Origin of the sequence: Facklamia sp. P13069, from assembly GCF_050409405.1 — a bacterium.
Classification (GTDB): Bacteria; Bacillota; Bacilli; order Lactobacillales; family Aerococcaceae; genus Facklamia.
Genome location: NZ_JBNUPN010000005.1, coordinates 79,244 through 94,086 on the forward strand (window position 1 = coordinate 79,244; position 14,843 = coordinate 94,086).

General features: G+C 36.1%; 12 protein-coding genes and 1 pseudogene. 3 read left to right on the plus strand and 10 right to left on the minus strand.

Going from position 1 to position 14,843, the window contains the following annotated elements; genetic code table 11:
* Positions 1 to 42: 42 nt before the first annotated feature.
* The 3 genes from allW to ACQV2T_RS02605 form a co-directional block, all read right to left on the minus strand.
* Positions 43 to 1,491, minus strand: a complete 1,449-nt coding sequence (allW, locus tag ACQV2T_RS02595; protein WP_428874207.1) for an allantoin permease — start codon at positions 1,489 to 1,491, stop codon at positions 43 to 45.
* A 23-nt stretch (positions 1,492 to 1,514) separates the two neighbouring features.
* Positions 1,515 to 2,741, minus strand: coding sequence for an allantoate deiminase (allC, locus tag ACQV2T_RS02600; protein WP_428874230.1), 1,227 nt, complete (start codon positions 2,739 to 2,741; stop codon positions 1,515 to 1,517).
* Between the two features lie 138 nt (positions 2,742 to 2,879).
* A complete protein-coding gene (locus ACQV2T_RS02605; RefSeq protein ID WP_428874206.1) occupies positions 2,880 to 3,566 on the minus strand; it encodes a histidine phosphatase family protein in 687 nt (228 codons plus the stop codon).
* Between the two features lie 80 nt (positions 3,567 to 3,646).
* Between ACQV2T_RS02605 and ACQV2T_RS02610 the strand changes: the two genes are divergently transcribed.
* Positions 3,647 to 4,558 carry a hypothetical protein gene (locus tag ACQV2T_RS02610; RefSeq protein ID WP_428893201.1) on the plus strand — a complete coding sequence of 304 codons (912 nt, stop codon included), beginning with the start codon at positions 3,647 to 3,649 and terminating at the stop codon, positions 4,556 to 4,558.
* A gap of 6 nt (positions 4,559 to 4,564) precedes the next feature.
* Here ACQV2T_RS02610 and ACQV2T_RS02615 read toward each other — a convergent pair whose 3' ends face one another.
* The 5 genes from ACQV2T_RS02615 to ACQV2T_RS02635 form a co-directional block, all read right to left on the minus strand.
* Entirely contained in the window at positions 4,565 to 5,410 is an 846-nt protein-coding gene (locus ACQV2T_RS02615; protein WP_428874203.1) for a carbohydrate ABC transporter permease, read from the minus strand.
* Entirely contained in the window at positions 5,403 to 6,014 is a 612-nt protein-coding gene (locus ACQV2T_RS02620; protein WP_428893202.1) for a carbohydrate ABC transporter permease, read from the minus strand. Before ACQV2T_RS02620 ends, ACQV2T_RS02615 begins: the two co-directional genes overlap by 8 nt.
* 32 nt (positions 6,015 to 6,046) lie before the next feature.
* Positions 6,047 to 6,271, minus strand: coding sequence for a hypothetical protein (locus ACQV2T_RS02625; RefSeq protein ID WP_428893203.1), 225 nt, complete (start codon positions 6,269 to 6,271; stop codon positions 6,047 to 6,049).
* Between the two features lie 111 nt (positions 6,272 to 6,382).
* Positions 6,383 to 7,636 carry an ABC transporter substrate-binding protein gene (locus ACQV2T_RS02630; RefSeq protein WP_428874201.1) on the minus strand — a complete coding sequence of 418 codons (1,254 nt, stop codon included), beginning with the start codon at positions 7,634 to 7,636 and terminating at the stop codon, positions 6,383 to 6,385.
* Between the two features lie 115 nt (positions 7,637 to 7,751).
* Positions 7,752 to 8,651, minus strand: coding sequence for a haloacid dehalogenase-like hydrolase (locus ACQV2T_RS02635; protein ID WP_428891885.1), 900 nt, complete (start codon positions 8,649 to 8,651; stop codon positions 7,752 to 7,754).
* A gap of 631 nt (positions 8,652 to 9,282) precedes the next feature.
* Here ACQV2T_RS02635 and ACQV2T_RS02640 point away from each other — a divergent pair.
* The gene (locus ACQV2T_RS02640; protein WP_428893204.1) at positions 9,283 to 12,009 is read left to right on the plus strand and encodes an ATP-binding cassette domain-containing protein; all 2,727 of its coding nucleotides are present in this window, start codon (positions 9,283 to 9,285) and stop codon (positions 12,007 to 12,009) included.
* Positions 12,010 to 12,324: 315 nt separating this feature from the next.
* Here ACQV2T_RS02640 and ACQV2T_RS02645 read toward each other — a convergent pair.
* Positions 12,325 to 12,384: pseudogene (locus tag ACQV2T_RS02645) on the minus strand (DUF1295 domain-containing protein); the annotation flags it as partial.
* 30 nt (positions 12,385 to 12,414) lie between these two features.
* Positions 12,415 to 12,582, minus strand: coding sequence for a hypothetical protein (locus ACQV2T_RS02650; RefSeq protein WP_428891887.1), 168 nt, complete (start codon positions 12,580 to 12,582; stop codon positions 12,415 to 12,417).
* A gap of 1,136 nt (positions 12,583 to 13,718) precedes the next feature.
* Between ACQV2T_RS02650 and ACQV2T_RS02655 the strand changes: the two genes are divergently transcribed.
* A complete protein-coding gene (locus tag ACQV2T_RS02655; protein ID WP_428893205.1) occupies positions 13,719 to 14,660 on the plus strand; it encodes a fasciclin domain-containing protein in 942 nt (313 codons plus the stop codon).
* Positions 14,661 to 14,843 lie beyond the last annotated feature (183 nt).

A 14,843-nucleotide genomic window follows, 5' to 3' on the forward strand; every position in this document is an offset into this window, starting at 1 on the left:
CCTAATAAATTTTTATTAAGCGTCCAAAATAATTAAATTTAATTATTCTGCACGATTTAATACAAAGTAAACAAGTAATCCCACTACAAAACCATCAATCCAAGAGATTTGGGACAGAAACTCTAGGGCTGGGATAAATTGTCCGACAATTGAAACAACAAACCCACAAATGGTTGCGATATAAGCTTTCTTATTGACACCAGAATAAGGGTTATCCGCTGCTTGCTCTGGTGAATAGTATAGTAAATCCAAGTCGATCTTTTGTTTGTCCACAAAGTAGAAGTGAGCAATCATAACACCGGCTACAGGGCCTAACAAGCTTCCAATATAGTTAAGGAAAACTAGAATTACACTCCCTGACTCCATGAATTTCCAAGGCATTATGATAAAACTGATAATACTTGCGATGATAACACCTTTACGATAATTAATTTTTTGTGGAAAAAGAGCTGTTAACTGGAAGGCTGCTGGAATAATATTACCAGTCGCATTAGTTGAAACGGTTGTCATCAATAAGACAAAAGAAGCCAAGAAAATAGCCGGCATAGAGTCCCATTGATTAATAATTTGTAAGACATCTCCTTGATGTGAAACACCAGTAATGGCCGCACCATTTAAAACAGTGATACTTGCAAAAGCAAAAATGACATACCCAACTAACAACGATAAGATTTGTCCTATTGTTTGAGACTTGGTGGAAGTTGCGTTTTGAGTAAAGTCAGAAACACTTACTCCTGGAGCTGCCCAAACAGATAAGGTAGATGCAATAATAATCAAATAGGCTAGAGGGGTTGCAACCGATTGATTAACAGCTGTTACATGGTCGAAAATTGGTCCAAACCCGCCCGCTACACTCAATCCCCAAACAACCATTCCTCCGAACACAACATAAATAAGTGGATTTAGTATAGCTGTAAACTTGTTTAATACGCGGCCTCCCCCTAAGCCAATCATTACATTGATCAAGAAGAAGACTACAAATGATAAAAAGGCCGGTACAGAAAGGCCTAAAATATTAATGCCTTCACCAACATTCAAGAAAGCTGGCCAAATTCTACTTACTAAGATCAACAAAGCTTTCGAACCTGCATAGTTTTGGACCCCAAACCAAGCAATAGCTGCCACAACTCCCCTTAGAAAGCCAGGCAATTTAGATCCTGCACTACCATAAACAGAACGTAAATGAATGGCAAATGGAATGCCATACATAGACCCTGCTTTACCGTTAACTGTCATTAGTCCCGCTACTGCTAGTCCCGCCAAAATGATAGCTAAGAACACGTGAATAGGTGCCACCCCTAAAGCTAGAAAGCCACCAACAGTTAGATAATTAGGAATATTATGGACCGATCCCATCCACAGAGTAAAGAAGTTAAGTGTTGACATACTACGTTGTTCTGGCTTATTAGGCAATATGTCATCATTGGTATATCCCCTTGATTTAAACAAATCAATTTGTTCTTGTCTTACTAAGACATCATTATGTTCCATTATTAAAAGTCCTCCAAATTATTTTAATAGGCCAATTCTTTTAAGGCCTCTGCTAAAGCTTGTATCCCTTCAACAATATCCACCGCCTCGGTATGTTCTTCCGGATTATGACTAATTCCTTTGATGGAAGGAACGAAGATCATAGCTGTTGGAACTTGTGGAGCAAATATCTGTGAATCATGCCCCGCTCCTGAATGCATGATTTGATAATTTAATTGGTTATCCTGACAAACTTTTTCTAAAACTTTAACAATCTCAGGATCCATTGGCACTGGTGGCTCATTCATCCATAAATTCATTTCTACTTCAATCGCTTTTTCATGACAATGTTTCTCAATAGTTGTTTCAATAAATACAGCAAACTCATCGAGAGCTTCCTGGTTAGTGTGTCTAGTATCAATTGAAAATTCCATTTCTCCAGGAACAACATTCACCACATTAGGCTTTACTTCTACGTGGCCAAAGGTTACGACTAAAGGATCGCCAATTTCATTTGCTTTATCAATGACTTCAGAAACAATTCTAGCGTAACAGTCGATGACATCTTTACGATATCTCATTAAGGTCGTTCCGGCATGATTAGCTTCACCCTTTAATTTAATGGTGTAGCGTTTTTGCCCCACTATGGCATTAACAACCCCAACTTTTTTGCCTGCATTTTCCAAGAAGTTTCCTTGTTCAATATGTAATTCTACAAAAGCATCAAAGTGATTAAAGCGTGGAGAATCTACAAGGTAATTAAAGCCTGCTTCCTTCATAGCTGTCTCAAAAGGAACACCGTCATTGTCCTTAATGGTTTCAACATCTTCTTTTTTCGCTAAACCAAAAATATTTTTAGATCCCCAAAAGGCATATGGAAAACGAGAGCCTTCCTCTTCTGCCATCGAAACAATTCGCAAAGATTTCTTTGGTTGGCCGTATTCTTCAACCAACCCCTTAATCGCTAAGTAGGCAGACATAATACCCAATTGGCCATCTAGACGACCACCATCAACAACTGTATCAATATGCGATCCTGAGGCGATGATTGATTCTGGCTCTTCACTACCTTCAACTGTTGCAAACATATTCCCTACTTCGTCGAACTCTACCTTCATCCCCTCTTTTTCAAAAAGTTCTTTCAAGGCATTCTGAGCTTCAATCCATGATTTGCTATATAAAAGTCTTGTAGTACCTTTTCCTTCTTTATCAGAAATACTCGAAATCCAATCCATTTGGCGATCGATTTCTGCTGGTGAAATTTTTATCATAGTTCGCACCCTTTCCAAATTTTGCCCATTTGTATCTTGCATACATTATAGTGTAAAACGGTTTCATTTCTCATTGTTATATTTGCTCAACTTTACAATGTATTTTGTATAAAGTGAACAAAAACAACCCTCTGTTAGTTAAGCGAACTTTTTGTCTATAAACTGTTTGAGTTTAAAGCCCTCTCTTACTTTTTGAATAATTACCACGCCCCCATTATTCATAGACCGCATATCATAAAACTCATCAATATGTTCTGTTTTTGGTAATAGAATTTGAAGTATATGGCGAATATTGATACTGTGTCCAACAAATAAGATACAAGCCTCCGTCTCAATTAATTCATTAAACAATTTATCCATTCCTTCTTTAAGACGCTTACAATAAACAGCATAGTCTTCTCCTTGACCTAGAGGGTCAGCAGGTTGTAATGCTGTCAGCCTTTGTTTTTCTGTTGTATTTCTCAACATACTCTCTACAGAATCAAAACCCAAATATCTCCTTATGATATCCCAAGTTTGATAGCTTTCCATACCTTCAAAGGAACCAAAGCTAATTTCTCGAAAATCTGCCATTTCTATAATGGGAATCATCCAATTCGGATAGATACTTTGTTCAATAAGAATTTCGGCTGTGGTACGTGTTCTCTTTAAATCACTTACAATCGCCGCATCAAATTTAACCTTACTTAATTTTTCGCCTAAATCTTTAACTGCTTGAATCCCTTCTGCTGTCAATAAAGGATCACACCACCCTTGGGTACGCCCATTCTTATTAAAAAACGTTTCACCATGACGGACAAAATATATGGTTAACCCGTTAGACATTTAATCATTCCTTTAACAAATTTGTGTGCTTAGTAGGATCCCGTGCTATACTTATTTTAAATCTTCAAGGAGGAGCAACCATGACCTACTTATCATACTCGTATTTCTACCAAAACTGGTTTAAAAACTTTTCGATTGATAGCCAACAAATCCAAACCTTTTGTCAAAAATACAATCAGTCTCAAACCATTAAGTCTCGCCAGATTGAATTAACAACCATTCAAAGAGCGTTAAAAGACTTTAAAGATAATCAAACAGTTTACTTGGCAGTTTTACAGCAAATTATTAAGCAAGACTTTCTGCTAACTAATATTCAACTAAATGATTGGCAACAATTGGTCATTATGATTGTATGTATTCAAGCTTTAATAGAGCTGTATAAAAAGTACGATCTCCCTCTTAATATATTACAAAATACACTATCCGACCTTTTTTTACGTATTAACTTATCCCAGGCTGTCGGTTTATCAACAGATGATTTTGAATGGTTAGCACGTATCTTTCGTCTTAGGATTTTCAAGTTAGGCGAGCTTCAATTTGAATTTACTCTTTTTGATTCAGCCACTCTTCCTAAAGACATTTCTTACATTAATAACGGTAGTAAAATCCTTCAAGATGCTCTCCCTATTATTAGTGTCCACATCATGCAAGATAGTTTAATTGATGAAGCACACTCTTCAACTGCTTTTTACTTAGCTCGAGCCTTTAAAAAAAGATATTTAACTAATTTCCCAGCACAATACTTTTACTGTTATTCTTGGCTCTTAAATCCTAACAACTCATTTTTATTAGGATCTCAAAGCAATATTCTATCTTTTTCAAGTAACTTTGACCTAATCGCCCATTCTGCCTATCCTGATATGGCCTTAGAGCATATTTATGGTTCTAAAGATATCCATCCTGACTCAATGCCTCAAATCACTAGTTTGCAAAGAAGAGCAAAAAGTCATCTTTCATTTCTGGGAATTGGAGTGGGGATTGTTCCTTTCTAGGAAATACTATCCTTTAATTGACCCTGCTGATAAACCTGATACAAGATCTTTTCTAAAAACCATTGCGATAACTGCTGGTGGAATAATAGCTATTAAACCAGAGGCTGCAATCATACTATAGTCAATAGCATCTCTTGTCATAAACTCAGATAGAACTAGGGTAATTACTTTATTATTCTGAGTTGACGTTAAAATCATTGGGATTTGAAATTGGCTCCAACTCATTAACAAGAGAATTAAGACACAGGTAATAATAGCTGTTCGTGACATGGGTAAAATCACCCTCCAGAAAAGCTGCCATTCTGTACAACCATCGAGTTCTGCTGCTTCCCACATTTCTTTAGGAATCTTATTAAAATGCGTAATCAACATCCAAGTTGCTAGAGGTAAAAAAGCAGTCACATAAATGACACTAATCCAGAAAAGCTTATCCAGCAACTGATAGTTTGAAAAAATAGCAAATATTGGAATGATGGTGGTAAACACAGGAATAACGATGGTAATCAATAATAAGCGTAAAATCACTTTTCGTAAGCGAAAGCGAAAACGCACCATAGCGTAACTGGTTAAAACAGCTAAAGGTACCCCAATAAAGAGAGTATATAAGGAACTAATTAAGGAATTCTTTAAGCCATTAAAAATGGTTATATGTGCCTTATCTGTCGGATCAAACAAGCTTTGATAATTTGTAAAAGTTGCTTGACTGGGTAGAAAGCGACCTCCCGCTTTCATTAATTCTGCTTTAGGGGTGACGCTAATTATAAAAGCCCAAATAAGGGGACCTAAAGTGAATAGCAGAAAGATAATTACAGTTATAATGTATAACCAATCCCAACGTTTATTTTTAAGCATGATCTCCCTCCAATCTTAGCGAACGAATATAAAAGTAACCAATAATCCCCGATAAAATCATGATTATATAGGTAATCGCTGACCCTAGACCAAAGTCTAAAAAGCTAAAGGTATTTAAATAATTATATATTAAAAGGGTTTGTCCTTCATAACGGTAACCTACTAAAGAAATTACCTCATCAAAAACATTTAAACCTGCCATAGTTGCTTGGATTAACACAATTGAAAGTGTAGGCAAAATCATTCTTAGCGTTATATAGAAAAACTCTGAATAACGACTGGCACCATCCATTTTAGCCGCTTCGTAGATTTCTTTAGGAATTGTTTGTAGGGTTGCCAAAATTAAAATGGCACAAAAAGGTACCACCCGCCAAGCAATTACAATTGAAACGACAATTAGGAGTAAATAACGATTATTAATCCAAGCAACTGGCTGATCAATAATTGAAAGACTCATCAATAATTTATTCATAAAACCATAACTGGGATGAAAAATAAATTGCCAGACAATACCATTAACTAGGGGGGGCAAAGCCCAAGGAACAATTGCAATACCCGTTAGTATTGGGCTAATAACTGTCCGCTTATTGAGCAAAAGTCCCACAATAATGCTGGAAATGACGGTTAAAAAGACGACTAATAAAAAACCATCAAACTATTTTGAAAAGCATGATGAAAATCTTCTGAGAGTAAAACCTCTTTATAATTATCGAGTCCGATAAACTTAAAGCGGTCTGGTCTACTTAATTTAAACGCATGAAGACTGTAGATGAAGGTGCGTACAATTGGTAAGTAGACGAACAATCCCATGATAAGCATCATGGGTAAGATTAGAAAAATGGCTTTTTTAGATTTTTTCATAATAAACTCCTTTTAAATCATTGATCCCTACTATCATTTTTATAATAGCACGGATCAACCCTTAAAAATTTAAATCTAGGTGTAGTGCACTACACCTAGATTTATTATTAATTACTCAGCAAATTCCTCAACAACACTATTTACTTTTTCAACTAATTCTTTAACAACCTCTTCAGCAGAAAGATCTGAAGTTACCATTTTATTGATAGTATTATAAATTTCGGCACTCATTTCGGTGTAATATTCTGGCACCCCATTTGGGAATGGCGATTCAACCATTTCAGCCAATTCAACCATCGCACCTGTGTTTTTAATCTTTTCCTCATCAATTAGCTGCTGTAAGATGCTTAATCGTGTAGGAAGTGCTCCTACCGCATCAAATAATTCTAATTGAGTTTCTTCGGAAGTATACCACTTAACGAAGGTTTGAGCAGCTTCCATATTTTCAGTATTTGGTGAAATACCTACTGCTTCTTGGAAAGGTACTGTTCTTTCAGCGTTTGCATCAACACCTGGCAGTAAAATTGGTTTTACCTGTCCAACTACTGTTGACTCCTCTTCATTATTAACGCGACCAACAAATGAAGATGGGCCTACTATAAAGGCAGTATCTCCTGAGTTAATCTGTCTGTAAGCGTCCATTCCCGAACCGTTCACATTACCTGGATTAATTAATTCTTCATCTGATAAAGCCTTAATAATAGTTAATGCATCGAGAGACGCTTCTTCATTCAAAGTATTATCCTCATTAAATAAAATACCATTGCGTGTATAAGCCAACCAGAAGAAAGTAGTCGTTAAATTTTCATCCGCACCTAACGGAAGCGATACTGGGTATTCTGTAATTCCAGCATCTTTAATAGTTTTAGCTTGTTCCATCACTTGATCCCAAGTTACTGGCGGTTCTTCTAAGCCAGCCTCCTCATACATTTTTGTATTGTAGTAGGCAATCCGAAAATCATTTGCATAAGGGACTGCATAGACCTCATCGTTTAGCATAAATTGCTCGATTGCTGGAAAAGCATCCGCATCTGGCAAATCAATAGGAGCCAACCAATCTGCGCTGGTGAATTCTCCCATCCAAGACCAATCTACTTCAAAGACATCCGCTGCCACCGTGTTACTTGCAGCTGCAATCGCTAACTTATCACGAATATCGTCCCAACTAGTTGGTAAAACATTGACTTTAATCCCATACTCTTCTTCAAATCTAGCCAACATTTCATCCGATGGAGCTCCCCAATCAGGAATCATAAAGCTAATTTCTATACCTGCATTTTCTTCTTGAGCCATAGCTGTTAAAGGTGCTAACACAGTTGATAAAGTGAGCGATGCTGCTAAGATGCTTTTTAATGTTTTTTTCATATTTTTCTCCTTTATTCTTTAAGTTGTTGGAATGACTAAATCCCTAAACAATTATCTATTCTAGCCTACCACATCCTTTCCATCTTTTTTAGTAATAAGTCTTGAAGCAGAGTCTTTATCGAAGATTGGATATGGCCATTCTTCTAAGCGTGTGATTCAACCCTCGAATGGCAATCGATAATTGCATAATATTTTCAAACGGGGCAATGCCCCCACTACCTGAACAACCAATATGCAAAATATCTGCACCACCTATTTTAGCAGTTAATCCCAATTGAGTAACCACCTCTTTTTGTGAACAATCCTGACTCGTCCCGTTAGCTGCTAAACTCAAAGCCCCCACTTTGTGAATCAACTGACAACTGCGCCTAAACTCTTCTATCGAGTAACCAGGCACGGTTCCAACTTGAGGTAATATGATAATTTCAGCCCCAGCTGTCAAAAAGTGTTGCACCCATTCTTCTGAAGAAATAGGTTCATCATAGGCTGCCCCATGCATTTTGCCAGCAATCACAATACCAGAATAATGGTTTTTCGCCAGACGAATACCTTCTACTATTGCCTGATTACTAACTCCGGATTGTGGGTTTCCTGTTAAGCATATAAAATCTAACCCCAATTCTTCCACTCTTTTTAAGCTTTCAACACTACATATACGCCCCTCAACTAGGCTCTTTACTTTTTCCAAATAATGTCCCTCACTGGCTACCGGTTCTAAATTGACACCGATGGGACGTTGGACAAACTGTTTCAAAGTTTCAATTGGATGTGGAGTATCTGGTAAAGCCCATATCTTTGGATTAAAAACATCTACTTGATTGAGCAAAATCAAATCCGCACCAGCGGCTCGAGCAAGTTCACTGTTAGTAAGATCAGGTAGGTGAGGAGTTCGATCTTCTCTTAATTCTACTAATAAAGTTCTGCCTTCATTAGCTCGTATACTATTGAGTAAATCCGAGGAAGTCATCGTAGCAAAATCACTTGCGAAACAATCTAACATACGCTTACTATTCAAAATTAACCCCTCGCTCTTTTTCTATTAGTTGCACTAGCATTATTTAAGTCCTACCGCTTTTGTGAACAACAGGCTTCCTATAAACAAAACCACTCTCAACATCTTGGATGGATGCATCTAAATAATATTCCTGATGCTATTATAACTTACTAACAGGCCGCGGACCTATCAGAGTTTCTGATAAATAGGCCTGATTTATTAGATAACTTCTTAAAATTCTATTTAATTAAGTGGTAGGCCACAATGGCTTTTGCTTGGAAAACTTATGCACTGTTCCCTTTAAGCATCCTACAAACTAGCTCCCCTTGGTGTCATTTTAGAAACTGATAGATTTATATTATAAAATAATGCTCCAATCGTTACCTGACGGATTATTTTAGTCGTTCATGTCCCATTAAGCAAACAATATAAAAAACATCCTTATCAGACAATTGATCACACTTACTATTTTATCGCAAGGCTTCCCACGCATACCTTAAAACTTTCGACTTGAGTTTTTTTAGGTGGAAGATATTGTGTTGCTATTTTTTGTTTGCGCTAGGATCGAATTAGGTCGGTATTAGTGATATACTTTGTTTGAAATGAGACTATTACCATTTATTCGTAAATCTTTCAATGAAGGAGTTTTACAATGCACCAAATAGAAAAAATAACCAAAAGTTACCATACAGGGGGCTTTAAGCAAAAAGCCTTGGATAATGTGACGTTCAATTTAAGAGACAATGAGTTTGTATCTATTTTAGGTCACAGCGGGTCAGGTAAAACGACGTTACTCAATATCATTGGCGGCTTGGACCGCTATGACAGTGGTGATATTATTATTAATGGCATTTCAACCAAAAATTATAAAGACAAAGACTGGGATTCATACCGCAACCACTCGGTCGGTTTTGTCTTTCAAAGCTATAATTTAATCCCTCACCAATCCGTTTTATCCAATGTTGAATTGGCACTTACTATTTCAGGAATTTCAGCCAAGCTTCGGAAGCAAAAAGCTATCAAAGCCTTAGAGGAAGTAGGGTTAAAAGATCATATCAACAAACAGCCCAATCAATTATCTGGGGGGCAAATGCAACGAGTTGCGATCGCACGAGCATTAGTCAATGAGCCAGATATTCTTTTAGCCGATGAACCGACAGGAGCCTTAGATACACAGACTAGCCTTCAAATAATGAACCTATTAAAAAACGTTGCCAAAAAACGTTTGGTCGTGATGGTTACTCATAATGCTGAATTGGCTCACCAATACTCCAACCGCATTATTGAATTGCAAGACGGCAAAGTCATTTCTGACACCCATCCTTTAGCCATTGAAGAAAACAAAAACTCTAAGCATGAAAGCATGGGCAAGTCTTCCATGTCGTTTCTTACGGCCTTGTCGTTAAGTTTTAATAATTTAAACGCTAAAAAAGCCCGAACGTTTTTGACAGCTTTTGCAGGGTCCATCGGGATTATTGGAATTGCCCTCATTCTATCGCTATCGACCGGCGTGAAGAACTATATTGATAACGTCCAAGAAGAGACTATGTCGGCCTATCCAATAACCATTGAACAAGAGTCTGTCGACTTTAATCAATTAATGTCGGCAAGAAGAGCGGAAACTTCTACTAAAGAAACAGAAGATACCGACTCTAACAATGAAAATTTAGACGTCATCTACAGTAACAATGAATCGCTTGAACAAATGAGTGAGTTCAATTCTTCTTTTCGCCAAAATAATTTAACAGCTTTCAAAAAATATTTAGATCAAGATGACAATAAACTTTCTAACTATGTCGGCAAAAATGGTATCGTTTATTCTTACGCTATCAATTTTGATTTATTCGCCTACGACGAAAATGAGCGTTTGATCAATACTGATGGTAGTTCTTTTGAAAGTGTGAATCGACAACCAAGAACAAACTTTAGTTCCCCTTCAAACTCGTTTAATCAACCCAACACAAAAATTAGCGAACTTCTTCCAGGTCAAGGTGAGCAAGTTATTAGCCCAGTTGTAAAGGATAATTATCATTTAATCGATGGTAAATGGCCTGAAAAATATAATGAGATGGTGCTGGTTGTAAATGAAGCCAATGAAATCAGCCTTTCTGATTTTTACGAGTTTGGCATGCTCCCCTCTGAAGATTATGAGAAAATTCTCAATCAAATAGAAAATGATGAAGAACTTCACCTCGAAAAAAAGACACTTCGGTTTAAAGACCTACGCAATCAAACTTTTTATTTATTACCTCGCAGTGATTACTATGAGAAAAACGCGCGAGGTAATTATCAAAAACTGACTGACGATCCCTTAACGATTGAAAAAGTTGTTAAAGAAAAAGCTATCCCGATAAAAATTTCCGGTATCATTCAACCAGTTGATAATGCTAAAACCTTAACCATTCGCACTCCGCTTGCTTATACACGCAAATTAAGAAACTTTTTAATGGCTTATGTCAATCAAAGTGACATCGTTCAAGCACAAAAAAAGCAACCAAAAACCAACGTTTTAAATGGTCTAGCTTTTGAAGCAGCTAACGATAGAGAAAAAATTGAAGATGTCTATCATTATTTAGAGGATTTCACCCTCAGTCAACAAGCTGAATTTATTAAGCAAATTCAAGCAAAACAGCAAAGCTTAGAACCGTTCGCAACAACAGAGCCAAATTTAGCTGACAATCCGGCTAATATCGCGGATCCATTTAATCAAGTCGTTAAAGACCTGGATGATTCGTCCCTTCTTGAAATTTATGATTCTTCAATTGCACCGGCTAGTTACGACACTAATTTAAAAGAATTTGGTGTCGTTTCTACTGAAAATCCTTCTGCAATCAGTATTTATGCAGATGATTTTGCTGATAAAGAAGCTATTTCTGACGCAATTGAAGCTTATAATCAGACTGTTAGTGAAAAGGAAAAAATTACCTACTCCGACTTTGCCGGCTTAATCATGTCTTCCGTTTCGGAAATTGTGAATGTTATTACCTACGTTCTCATTGCTTTTGTCAGCGTATCATTACTCGTATCATCGATTATGATCGGGATCATCACTTATATCTCAGTATTAGAACGCACAAAAGAAATTGGTATTCTAAGAGCCATCGGCGCCTCAAAAAGAAATATTTCAACGGTTTTTAATGCTGAAACGATTATTATCGGCTTGTTTTCAGGATTATTAGGCATCGGGTTTACTTATTTATTACACACTCCTTTAAACAATTTATTGCTGCACTTATTAGAAGAGGTCACAGTCAGCTTATCTTTTAAAAATGCCCTTATCTTAATTGGCTTAAGCATTCTACTATCATTTATTGCTGGTTTAATTCCATCTAAACAAGCTTCACGCAAAAACCCGGTTGAAGCTCTTCGTAGTGAATAGATTTGACCTCCAACCTCCTATCCATTTTAACTTCAAACTTTAATACAAAATAACTTCCTAACAAACTGTCTCAAAACAGTTTGTTAGGAAGTTATTTTATTAGATGTTATTTCTTGCCCCATGGAAATAACATAGGGACTCTTTGAGTATATTCTTGCCAACCTTCATATTACTACATGTTTTTTCTAATAAAGGAATAGATATTTTTATCAATACTGTCGCCATTACTAGAGGAGAAATAACTAGAACGATATAATAAACAGGATGAACGGCTTGAATAAATAATAAGGTGAACCCACTAATATATAGGTCGACCTAAACTAAGATCTCTCTAAAATAATTAGGATGACGGGGCATTGACCATAAGTCTGTTCGGAGTCATTTGCCTGTGTTTTTATTTATGTGTTATCTAAGTTGTTCATCGCCAACCACTTCGACAAACAGACCAATGTCAGCAATTAGCAAGCTAATTATTACAATGTAATTATGACTCATAGAAAAATCAAATTGATTGTATTTAATAATCGAATAGCTTACCGAGCCGACAATAAAATTAAAGATTCCTTGCAACACAAAGACTAAGCCCCACCCTATATCGACAATTGAGTTTCCCTTAATTTTAAAAAATAATAGTGAAATAAATAAAGGGGAAAAGAAGTGGCAACATCAAGCCACCTCCATCTTAGTCGTAAAGCCTTGAGTGGCGATCACCAAGGTGACTATAAATAACACACTATATATAATTACCCTTTTAAAATCCAGTTAATCCCCTTCTTATTCGATTCAATAGTTAAGGCGATAGCGACCGAACCTATCCTCGCACTCATCGCTACAAATGCTAAAATTTCCATCGTATAATCTAGCCCCCTACTAATTAATTAAGTTTAATATTCCTCAAATTCTTGCACGCATTGGCCTCCATAGGCATGAACACTAGTATAGTTAATAATTGTATGCTCTTGCATACAATTATTAACTCATTTTTGAATCTTTTTAATATTACCCTTTTAACTAATGGTCATACCTATTGCTACCCCGCCGCCAACCTCATCCATCGAGACTACTGGTTTTAAAATGACCTTATTGGCAACAAAAACCTGCGCCCTAGCTATGTATCCTGATTTAACATATATTTCAAGGTAGGAGCGTTGATAAAGAGATGCGTTTTCTTAATAGTTCCTTCTATTCTTTTAACCGTTTCTTAAAAGTCCTCTCTAGCGGCTAAAACTTCTGCAGCTTTTTTAACCACCAGTCACTGAGCGCCTGAATTAAATTTTGAATCAATGACTTTAATTGGGGTGTTCGCTAATTCTTTCAAATTATAATAGATGTTTTTGCTGATTCATTTATACACTTTCTTTCTATAAAGCGACTAACAAAAAAATAAAATCCCTCTTAACATAATTCATAGGCTTTGCTTTTTAAATTTTATATTTAAGCTTCAAGATAAGCCGGCTACATGATTCACCTTAAGCAATCTATGCTAAGTAATTTTGAATAATTTGATAATTAAATTTAATAATAAATTTTCTAGCAAGTTTTCATCATCTATAATATATGTTGTTTATATCTAATTTAATATTGAATTGTTTGACTTGTTGCGTTTTCGTTCGTACAATAAAGCTGAATGAAATATGTTTGTCATAAAATAAACATATTCATTTTATTGTTGCTGATTAATAAATTCTATTGATGAAAGGGAGAGTTGAATGAAAAAATCAATTTTAAATCAGATGAAAGTGGGAGTGCTATCTCTATCAGCCATTGCCCTATTAGTTGGTTGTACAAATGAGAACACTACCACGAATACTGACACATCCGTTGATGAAACAACAGCTACTGAAGTGATGAATGAAGAAACTGAAGAGGAAACAACTAAAGAAGAAAGTACCAAAGAAGAGAGCTCTAAAGAAGAGAGTACCAAAGAAATAAGCTCTAAAGAAGAAAGTACCAAAGAAAAAAGCTCTAAAAAAGAGAGTTCTAAAGAAGAAAGCTCCAAAGAAAAAAGCTCTAAAAAAGAGAGCTCTAAAGAAGAGAGTACCAAAGAAAAAAGCTCTAAAAAAGAGAGTTCTAAAGAAGAAAGCTCCAAAGAAATAAGCTCTAAAAAAGAGAGTTCTAAAGAAGAAAGCTCCAAAGAAAAAAGCTCTAAAAAAGAGAGCTCTAAAGAAGAGAGTACCAAAGAAATAAGTTCTAAAGAAGACATACATAAACAAAAGGATATTGTTGCCACCCTTCAAGATAATGATGATTTCAGTATTTTAGCGGCTGCTTTTGAAAAAACTAATTTAGTTGAGATCTTACAAGAAAACGAACCATATACCCTCTTCGCCCCAACGGATGAAGCTTTTGAGCAATTATTAGAAGAGCTTGATATCACGGAGCAAGAGCTACTAACACAGCCTGATCTTAATAAACTATTAACTTATCACCTGGTGGCTAGTAAAATTTTGGCTGAAGATTTAAAAGACGGAAAATCTGTTGAAACTGTTAATGGAGAAAAAGTGGCCTTCGATTTTTCAGAAGACGAGCCGATGATCAGTGAATCGATGATTACTTCTACCGATTTAGAAGTTTCCAATGGAGTTATTCATATCATTGACACAGTTTTAATTCCTAAAGACTTCGAGTTACAAAAAGTGGATACTAAATAAGCTAGGCAAAGCTTTTCTTACTTTCTATTAACGTCAAAGAGGCTGAATAAATAAGGTTCTATAATAAATAGGGTGGATGGAAGAAAAACACTTCCTTCCACCCTATTTTTTGCTACATAAAAACACAAAAGTCCGATCTATTAAAAGTGGTAACTAAAATAGAAAGGACTCTGTGCCAGGACT